This window comes from Photobacterium sanguinicancri (assembly GCF_002265265.1).
GTDB classification, from domain to species: Bacteria; Pseudomonadota; Gammaproteobacteria; order Enterobacterales; family Vibrionaceae; genus Photobacterium; species Photobacterium sanguinicancri.
Map to the genome: position 1 here is coordinate 1 of NZ_NOIF01000191.1, position 9,530 is coordinate 9,530.

Annotated in this window: 10 protein-coding genes; 6 read left to right on the forward strand and 4 right to left on the reverse strand. The window is 45.8% G+C overall.

What is annotated here, in order from left to right; genetic code table 11:
- Nucleotides 1-274: 274 nt before the first annotated feature.
- The 4 genes from ASV53_RS20400 (at nucleotide 275) to cysE (ending at nucleotide 3,365) form a co-directional block, all read left to right on the forward strand.
- Entirely contained in the window at nucleotides 275-715 is a 441-nt protein-coding gene (locus tag ASV53_RS20400; protein ID WP_062688316.1) for a rhodanese-like domain-containing protein, read from the forward strand.
- A 100-nt stretch (nucleotides 716-815) separates the two neighbouring features.
- Nucleotides 816-1,286, forward strand: coding sequence for a protein-export chaperone SecB (gene secB / locus ASV53_RS20405; protein ID WP_062688318.1), 471 nt, complete (start codon nucleotides 816-818; stop codon nucleotides 1,284-1,286).
- A gap of 18 nt (nucleotides 1,287-1,304) precedes the next feature.
- Entirely contained in the window at nucleotides 1,305-2,321 is a 1,017-nt protein-coding gene (gene gpsA, locus ASV53_RS20410; RefSeq protein WP_062688319.1) for an NAD(P)H-dependent glycerol-3-phosphate dehydrogenase, read from the forward strand.
- Nucleotides 2,322-2,543: 222 nt separating this feature from the next.
- A complete protein-coding gene (gene cysE, locus ASV53_RS20415) occupies nucleotides 2,544-3,365 on the forward strand; it encodes a serine O-acetyltransferase (RefSeq protein WP_062688448.1) in 822 nt (273 codons plus the stop codon).
- Between the two features lie 78 nt (nucleotides 3,366-3,443).
- Here cysE and trmL read toward each other — a convergent pair whose 3' ends face one another.
- The 3 genes from trmL to ASV53_RS20430 form a co-directional block, all read right to left on the reverse strand.
- On the reverse strand, nucleotides 3,444-3,908 hold the full coding sequence (gene trmL / locus ASV53_RS20420) for a tRNA (uridine(34)/cytosine(34)/5-carboxymethylaminomethyluridine(34)-2'-O)-methyltransferase TrmL (RefSeq protein ID WP_062688450.1): 465 nt from the start codon (nucleotides 3,906-3,908) through the stop codon (nucleotides 3,444-3,446).
- A 129-nt stretch (nucleotides 3,909-4,037) separates the two neighbouring features.
- A complete protein-coding gene (cpxA, locus tag ASV53_RS20425; RefSeq protein ID WP_094958454.1) occupies nucleotides 4,038-5,399 on the reverse strand; it encodes an envelope stress sensor histidine kinase CpxA in 1,362 nt (453 codons plus the stop codon).
- 83 nt (nucleotides 5,400-5,482) lie between these two features.
- Nucleotides 5,483-6,175 (reverse strand): response regulator, encoded by a 693-nt coding sequence (locus tag ASV53_RS20430; protein ID WP_062688323.1) that lies wholly within the window; start codon nucleotides 6,173-6,175, stop codon nucleotides 5,483-5,485.
- 254 nt (nucleotides 6,176-6,429) lie between these two features.
- Between ASV53_RS20430 and ASV53_RS20435 the strand changes: the two genes are divergently transcribed.
- Both ASV53_RS20435 and pfkA read left to right on the forward strand, forming a co-directional pair.
- On the forward strand, nucleotides 6,430-6,912 hold the full coding sequence (locus ASV53_RS20435; RefSeq protein ID WP_062688325.1) for a CpxP family protein: 483 nt from the start codon (nucleotides 6,430-6,432) through the stop codon (nucleotides 6,910-6,912).
- Between the two features lie 571 nt (nucleotides 6,913-7,483).
- Nucleotides 7,484-8,446 carry a 6-phosphofructokinase gene (gene pfkA, locus ASV53_RS20440; protein WP_094958455.1) on the forward strand — a complete coding sequence of 321 codons (963 nt, stop codon included), beginning with the start codon at nucleotides 7,484-7,486 and terminating at the stop codon, nucleotides 8,444-8,446.
- Between the two features lie 182 nt (nucleotides 8,447-8,628).
- Here the strand turns inward: pfkA and tpiA are convergent, their stop codons facing one another.
- Complete coding sequence (gene tpiA / locus ASV53_RS20445; protein ID WP_094958456.1) at nucleotides 8,629-9,399, reverse strand: triose-phosphate isomerase; 771 nt, start codon at nucleotides 9,397-9,399, stop codon at nucleotides 8,629-8,631.
- Nucleotides 9,400-9,530 lie beyond the last annotated feature (131 nt).

Here is a 9,530-nt window from a genome sequence, read left to right on the forward strand (position 1 = left end):
CTTTTTCCATTGTTTTTTACTATTTCATCGATAGTTTAGCTCTTATAATAGCAAGTGAGTTATCACACGGATTATCCGTCTGTCGCTGTACTTGGCAGGTAACGTGGGTATACTCAGTTTCTTTGTTACGGACATGCACGTTGTCGCAGAATATTGCTTGTGAACTGGGAACAGTGAGCAAAGTGATTCTCCGCCTCCTAACATCCATGTGCGTTTTTATATGAACTTAGCGCTAATTTGGGGCTAAGGATTAAGCGAGAGTAGAGCGAAGGCCATGCAACAGTACATTGATTTTTTTTCGGGTAACCCTATTTTATCTTTAGCTTGGGTTGGTCTAGTTGTCGCGATCATCGCATCGTTTGTGAAGCAAAAGACCGCAGGTTACCGTGTTGTCACTCCAACAGAAGCGACTGTTCTTATGAACCGCGAAGAAGGTGTGGTGGTAGATATTCGTTCTCGTGACGAATACCGTCAGGGTCATATTGCGGGTGCACATCACATTTTGCCGAGCCAAATTAAAGAACATAACTTTGCGGAGCTTGAAAAGCACAAAGCTGCCCCAATCATTGTGGTATGTAAGACAGGTCAAACCGCGCAAGATAGTGCGAATGAACTTAATAAAGCTGGCTTTGAAAATGTGAGCGTATTAAAGGATGGTTTGATTTCTTGGAACGAAGGCAACCTGCCACTTATCCGTAGTAAGGGTAAGAAGTAAGTTTCAATTGTCGGTATTTCTGCCGAGTAGATATGACATCGGCTCGGTAACATATTTTATTTCATCACATGATGAACACGGTAAATAAAAGGATCTCAACATGGCTGAAGCAGCAACTAACGAAGCGCAACAAAACTTCCAAATTCAACGTATCTTTCTAAAAGACGTTTCTTTTGAAGCGCCTAACTCGCCAGACATGTTTCAAAAAGAATGGAATCCAGATGTTAAACTGGATCTTGATACGCAAAGCCGTGAGCTAGGTGAAGGTGTATTTGAAGTTATTCTTCGCCTAACTGTTACTGTTAAAAATGCAGATGACACCGCATTCCTATGTGAAGTTCAACAAGGCGGTATCTTCTCTGTTGACGGTATGGAAGCACCACAACTTGCACATTGCCTAGGTGCATTCTGCCCGAACATCCTATTCCCATACGCGCGTGAAACAATTTCAAGCCTAGTGGTTAAAGGTACGTTCCCTCAACTAAACCTAGCGCCAGTTAACTTTGACGCTTTGTTCATGAACTACCTACAAAACCAAGCAGAAGCGAACCAAGAGAACGCTGAAGCTTAATCAACGCGCGAAGTCGATATGAATCAGAATGCGAAACAAACCGTTAGCATGACAGTGTTAGGTGCCGGTTCATACGGTACCTCACTCGCGATTGCCTTGGCCCGCTCTGGTGCCAATGTGGTGTTATGGGGCCATGAGCCTGAACACGTCGCTCAGTTAGAAATTGATCGTGCTAACGAGGCTTTCCTTCCGGGTGTTGCTTTTCCTGAGTCTTTAATTTTGACATCAGATCTGGCGCAAGCGGTAGCGGCTAGCCGTGACTTATTGGTCGTCGTACCGAGTCATGTCTTTGGTGATGTACTCACGCAAGTGAAGCCTCATTTACGTGAAGACTCACGTATTTGCTGGGCAACCAAAGGCCTTGAGCCAGAAACGGGACGTTTGTTGAAAGACGTCGCGCAAGATGCTTTGGGTGACCAAGTGCCACTGGCAGTGTTGTCTGGCCCTACGTTTGCGAAAGAACTTGCCGCTGGTATGCCAACTGCGATTGCTGTTTCGTCGCCAAACCCTGAGTTTGTGCGCGATCTGCAAGAAAAGATCCACTGCAGTAAGTCATTCCGTGTTTATAGCAATACTGATTTTATCGGCATGCAGCTTGGCGGTGCCGTTAAGAATGTCATTGCGATTGGTGCGGGCATGTCAGACGGGATTGGCTTTGGTGCCAATGCTCGTACAGCACTGATTACCCGAGGCTTAGCAGAAATGTGCCGTTTAGGTGCTGCGCTGGGTGCTCAGCCTGAAACCTTTATGGGAATGGCAGGGCTTGGGGATTTAGTACTGACATGTACTGATAACCAATCACGCAACCGTCGTTTTGGCTTAGCCTTAGGTGAAGGCCAAACGGTCGATGGTGCACAAGAAGTGATTGGTCAAGTGGTTGAAGGCTATCGTAATACCAAAGAAGTTTGGATATTAGCGGAGCGTCATCAGGTTGAAATGCCAATCACTGAGCAAATTTATCAGGTGTTATACCAAGGTAAAGATGCCCGTGAAGCCGCCAAAGATTTACTCGCTCGCGAGAAAAAAGACGAATAGTCAGAGTGAAAACACGACGGACTATTTGCCTTGTCGGGTATATCGAGCAATATTAACAACGCGAGCTTATGGCTCGCGTTGTTTTTTTTTGAGAGCGCGTTACAGTTATAGCTATATTGTGTAACTAAATTCATTCGTTATCTTACTGCTGACAGTGGGAGATAATGAATGAAATGAGTTGAGTCTATGGTTCATTTCCGAAAAGAGAAAGCAGAGGGTGATGTGAAGGAGTGTAAACAATATAGTCTTTGGCAATCGGTGAAGCAGGAAGCGAGAGACCAGTCAGAGCAAGAACCAATGTTAGCCAGTTTTTACCATGCCACTATTATCAAACACGATAATTTAGGGGCGGCGCTGAGCTACATTCTCGCAAATAAATTGGCAACACCCTCTATGCCTGCGATGGCAGTACGTGAAGTGATTGAAGAAGCCTATGCCGCAGATTGTATGATCACAGAATCGGCAGCGTGTGACATTCGCGCTGTAGTAGAGCGCGATCCCGCGGTGGGCATGTATTCTGTGCCCTTACTGTACTTGAAAGGCTTTCATGCGCTACAAGGTTATCGTGTTGCCAATTGGCTATGGAAACAAAATCGTATTGCGCTAGCGGTATATTTACAAAACCAAATTTCAGTGAGCTGTCAGGTTGATGTTCACCCTGCCGCCAAGATTGGTCAGGGCATCATGTTTGACCATGCGACCGGAATTGTCATTGGTGAAACGGCGGTGGTTGAAAATGACGTTTCGATCCTGCAAGACGTAACACTTGGTGGTACTGGTAAAGCAGGCGGTGATCGTCATCCTAAGATCCGTGAAGGGGTCATGATAGGTGCAGGGGCGAAAGTTCTGGGTAATATTGAAGTGGGTGAAGGCGCTAAGATAGGTTCTTGCTCTGTGGTATTGAACCCAGTGCCGCCGCATACGACCGTTGCGGGTGTACCTGCGAAAGTGGTGGGTCGACCAAGTACTGAAAAACCCGCGATGGATATGGATCAGCAATTCAACGGTAGCTCGCAAACCTTTATCGAAGGTGATGGGATTTAAGGTTTTTTCTATCGTGATGCAAATAGCAAAAAAGCAGCCATTGGCTGCTTTTTTCATTTTAAGCTTAATGATAGTCGCTTACATCGCGCCTTCAAAACCGAGCTGGCGCCACGCTTCATAACCAATAATAGCGGCAGCGTTTGATAAATTCAGACTACGGCTGTCTGGGTGCATTGGAATGCGTAAGCGTTGCTCTAACGGCAGGCTTTCAATCAAATCTGCAGGCAGGCCACGCGTTTCAGGGCCAAACAACAGGATATCACCTTGTGCAAATTGTGCGTTGGTGTGGAAGTTAGTGGTTTTAGTGGTGCAGGCGAAAATGCGACGATCACCAATTGCTTCCATAAAAGCGGCAAAATCTTTGTGGCGATGGACGTGGGCAAGATCGTGATAGTCCAAGCCAGCGCGACGCAGTTTCTTTTCTTCTAAATCAAACCCAAGTGGTTCAATTAGGTGTAAGTTGGCACCACAGTTAGCGCACAGGCGAATAATGTTGCCAGTGTTTGGGGCAATCTCAGGCTCGTATAACGCAATATCAAACATAATCACTTCGGTCTGCAAAGATAAACTGGCTGTATTGTAACGAATATCGCCCTTGCTGTTCGAATTTCTTATTCTTCCCATGCCATTAATTAATCAGCAAGTATGATTAGGTCATTGGTGGCGCTGGTATTAAGTATCGAGTGGTAAGGTGATGTTCATCCGTAAGCCGCCCAGTGGGCTGCGGCTTGCGACAATAGTACCACTGTGTTGGCGAATAGCACTTTCGGTGATAGCCAGCCCTAGACCTGTACCACCGCTGCTGCGATCGCGGGCGGTCGAGACGCGATAGAATGGCCTGAAAATATCATTCAGCTCATCATCAGGCACGCCGTCGCCGTTATCATCAACAGTGATCTGTAATTGGCGACCTACGGGCTCAATCTGGATCTGAATCACATCATCACCATACTTGATGGCATTACGGACTACATTCTCAACCGCGCTGATCAACAAATTGGGATTACCGCTGATCGGCCAAGCTTGTAACGGATTGTAGCTGAGGACCTTTTGACATTGCTCTGCTTCAAACTGGGCATCTTCTAACATCTCAAACCATAGTGAATGCGCATCCGAAGCTTCACGCTGTTGGTGGCTATTAACCTGCATGCGAGATAGCTCCAGTAATTCACTGATCATCTGCTCTAAGCGCTCTGCTTCGGTATCGATGCGTGACAGTTCTTTACTTTCACCTTGCTTACGCTTCGCAAGTGCGGTCGCCATTCGCAAGCGGGTGAGTGGTGAGCGTAACTCATGTGAAATGTCGGACAACAAGCGTTGTTGACCACCAATCATCTGATTAATTGCTTGAACCATTTGGTTAAAACTGGCGCCTGCTTGCTGAAATTCGACTGAGCCTTGCTCCAGTTTAGGATCTGGCGAGAATTGTCCGGTCGCGACACGCTCGGCGGCTTGTTGTAAACGACGGGCAGGGCGGCTGATGGCCCATGCTAGCCATAATAATAATGGGGTACTCACCAGCATGGTTAGCAATAGCAGCTGAAATGGTTTATCCAATATTTGAATAAAGAAGGGCGGTTTTTCACGCCAAAAACGGCCAACGTACATTAGGACTTGTTGGTCATTATCGTTAATGGCAAAAGGACCAGCCATCATCCAACGACCGTATAATTTTTGTCGTGGAGCGTCGGGACTATCCGCGATAGTCACGAAGTTTCGTAGCGCTTTATTGCGACCGTGGGGCGCAATGACCTCTCCCTCTAGGGTCGTGAAATAGACGCGTGAACCATCGTGGCGTTCATGGCGAGTAATTGGTTTCAACTTGCGGCTGAGCTCTCCAGGCATAGTGCTTATGCGGTCAGATATGCGTGCAGCGACTTGATTTAGCTTGAATAACTGCGGCTCTGGAATAGTGTGTTGTGCCCGAGGGTCTAAGTTCGGTAATAGCACTAAGGTGATAACGACTAAAAATAGCGTTAACCAAAATACGGCAAAGATCCGGCCGTATAAGCTGGAAAATAATGGTCGACGCATAAGCTTACCTTTTATCATGATTGACCCTGAGTGGATTTAAGGGCTTAGACCGTAGAGGCGTTGTTCAAAGTCGCGAGTTCGCGCTAGTGATCATCGACCAACAAATACCCTTTACCACGTAGTGTTTTGATACGGGCTTTGCCATCTTCGCGTTCAGGTAGTTTCTTACGTAAGTTTGATACGTGCATATCAATAGCACGATCAAAAGGAGCCAAGCGCTTTCCTAGCACTTCAAGGCTGAGTTCTTCCTTGGCGATGATTTTCCCTGGGTGCTGAATTAGGTAGCTTAGTAATGCCAGTTCTGTCCCCGTCATTTCAATTAACTGACCTTGGCAGATAACTTCTTGGCGACCTGGGTAGACTTCAATACCTTGGCTACGTAAGCAATCAGATTGAACTTGCGCGGGGTTGGTGCTGGTTTGAGTGCGGCGTAAAATAGCACGCATACGAGCGAGTAGCTCGCGGTCGCTAAACGGTTTAGGCAGATAATCATCGGCACCCAGTTCAAAGCCTATCACCCGATCTATTTCTTCCCCTTTCGCCGTCAGCATTAATACGGGAGTGGTGTGATTTTCACGCAACCGGCGTAGCATTTCAGTGCCATTGAGCTTTGGCATCATTACATCAAGTAGAATGAGGTCGATGCTGTCGTCAACTTTCGCCAGCCCCTCTTCGCCATTATTAGCTTCACAAACCTCAAAGCCTTCCATTTCTAAAATGTCGGTTAACAGTGACGTTAACTCGGTATCATCATCAACTAATAGAATCTTTGCCATTGTTTAACCTTTTGCTTCGAAGCTTGCTTATCTCTGCGTTAATGCGTGATGCGATGATTAGGTCGAGATAGCTGAGCGGTGAGTCTCTTCTATTGAAATGAATAGAAGGTATATGAGCTAAGTATCCCTAAACTTTGAGGAACAGCCAAGTAGTGCGATCTTGATTTACGCAGCTTTACGTTAGCAAGACAGCGCTTTACCTTGTGCGAGTTATTATTAATTCATACCGAGAACGGCATATCTGGAGAGATACAATGAAAAGCTTTAAAAAAACCTTAGTAATGGCAATCGTACTTCCTTTGGCGCTAGGTTCTGCATCAGCAATGGCTTACGGTGGTGGTAAAGGCCATCACGGTGGTAAAGGTGGTTGCGGTATGGATGGTGGTAAAAAAATGTTCCGCGAATTGGATTTAACCAGCGAGCAAAAAACGCAAATGAAAACATTGCGTGAAAGCCACCGTGAACAACGCCACGCCAATACTGATACCCGCGATGCACGTAAAGCCTCGCACCAGCAAATGCAGCAACTACTACTCGCAGATAGCTTTAATGAAGCTGAAGTGCGTCAGCTAGCGCAACAAATGTCAGAGCAGCAACTTGATCACCGTGTTGCAATGCTAAAAAATCGTCATGACATGCTGAATATTTTAACCGCAGAGCAAAAGACCAAGCTGCAAGAATTACAAAGTGAGCGTATGGCGAAATGTGATGCTCGCCGAGATGCAAAAGTGAATTGATTGAAGTCACTATAAATTCGTTATAAAAGCCGTAGTTATCGCTACGGCTTTTTCATTTATTCAACATATCAAAACATTTTTGTTATTAATTTTCGTCGCAAAACAGCTATACTCCCGACTAAGCAAATCATTGATTGCTAAACTACAAGAGTTAACTACCGTGTAGGATAGCCTTACACCATTTTGCAGTTCATAACTTGCAGTGATTATCATGGACGACAATTCACCTTAGCCCACGGTTATCACCCAAAATTTGCACTGATAGGGTAGCAATGACTGCTACAAACAGATTCTACGTGTTCATGGTGTACTGAGTATCGCTGTTGTGCGGCTTAGCTTACGCGATGAACCTGCACATTACGGCTTGTGTACGGTATGTTGAATAATGTGAAGTCACAAGCGATCGTGATGTGAATCAACGAATTTTTTTATCAAGATTGTAATACTCCTACATTAGTAGGAAAGTTACAGTTTTCGCGAGCATAGGGTTTTCCTTATGGTGCCGAGAGGGGGAACCTCGGTAACTCGTGTCTGGATTTGATTTTTCAATTCCCAAAGTCAGAGGGTAACCATGATTAAGAAGATTGGTGTTTTGACCAGTGGTGGTGACGCACCTGGTATGAATGCAGCGGTTCGCGGTGTTGTTCGTGCAGCGCTATCGGAAGGCCTAGAAGTATACGGTATTTACGACGGCTACCAAGGCCTTCACCAGAACCGTATCGAGCAACTAACACGTACTAGCGTGTCAGATGTGATCAACAAAGGCGGTACATTCTTAGGCTCAGCGCGATTCCCTGAGTTCAAAGATGTGAAAGTACGTGAACAAGCGATTGAGAACTTGAAGCTACACGGTATCGATGCATTGGTTGTTATCGGTGGTGATGGTTCGTACATGGGTGCGAAGAAGCTAACTGAAATGGGCTACCCATGTATCGGTATTCCGGGCACGATCGATAACGACGTGGCAGGCACTGATTACACCATCGGCTACTTAACAGCACTTAACACTGTTATTGATGCGATTGACCGTTTACGTGATACATCGTCTTCTCACCAGCGTATTTCTATCGTTGAAGTAATGGGTCGTCACTGTGGTGATTTAACCCTAATGTCTGCAATTGCGGGTGGTTGTGAGTACATCATTACACCTGAAACAGGCCTAGATAAAGAAGCTTTGATTGCTAAAATCAATGAAGGCATCGCAAAAGGTAAAAAGCACGCTATCGTTGCACTGACAGAACTGATGACAGATGCCAACGAACTGGCCAAATACATTGAAGATCAGACTGGCCGTGAAACACGCGCAACCGTTCTTGGTCATATTCAACGTGGTGGTCAGCCTACAGCATTCGACCGTATCCTAGCGTCACGCATGGGTGCTTTCTCGGTTGATTTGCTGCTTCAAGGCGAAGGTGGTCGTTGTGTGGGTATCCAAAATGAAAAAATGGTTCACCACGACATCATCGATGCAATTGAAAACATGAAGCGTCCAGTACGTACTGATCTTTACGCAGTGGCAGACAAATTGTTCTAAATTGCGAAGAGAGATCACGTAGGCTTCTATTTATTGAGCTGCGTGTTGAAATGAAAGCCGGCCTTAGCGTCGGCTTTTTTGTGGCTGTAAGTTAGTGAACATGCTGACATAAAGAGAAATAGCAGGCACAAAAAAGGCCACCGAAGTGACCTTTCATTAAGCTAATCTGTGGTTATACGAGATTATGCTTTTGCTTCAGCTGCTGCTTTAGCGATAGCTGCAAAGCCTTTCGCGTCAAGTGCTGCACCGCCAACTAGCGCACCATCGATGTCTGGTTGTGCGAAGTATGCTGCTGCGTTTTCTGGTTTAACAGAACCGCCGTATTGGATAACAACTTTTTTCGCAACATCTTCAGATTTCTCTGCGATGTGAGCACGAATTTGTGCGTGGATGCGTTGTGCATCTTCAGCTGTTGCTGCTTTACCAGTACCGATAGCCCAGATTGGTTCGTATGCGATGATAGCGCCGTTAAGAGCGTCAACACCTAGCGTATTGATTACTGCGTCGATTTGACGAGCACATACAGCCATCGTTTCGCCAGCTTCGTTTTGTGCATCAGACTCACCAATACAAAGAACTGGTGTTAGGCCATTTTCTTTTAGGAAAGCGAATTTCTTAGCAACGAACTCGTCTGATTCAGCGTGGTATTCACGACGCTCAGAGTGACCGATGATGATGTGGCTTGCACCAAAGTCTTTCAGCATCGCTGGAGACATATCACCAGTGAAAGCACCGCTATTGTTTAGATCTGTATTCTGTGCACCAAGAATGATCTTGTTACCGCCTGCAGCGATTTCACGCTCTGCAAGGTCGATGTATAGCGCTGGTGGAGCAACGGCTACGTCAACACCTTCAACACCTTCTAATTCAGCGTTAAGGCCTTTAAGAAGGTCAGAGACCATTTCCTTGCTACCGTTTAGCTTCCAGTTACCCATAACTACAGGATGGCGCATAGCATTTCTCCAAATTTAAATAGTGTAAATTAAAACAAATCGGTTTAAGTCGTTGCTACGCCATCTGGTTGAGAGCCACATAGATAGAAAGACTTAATTCGATTTGTCTCAATTACGTAAAAATATAACAG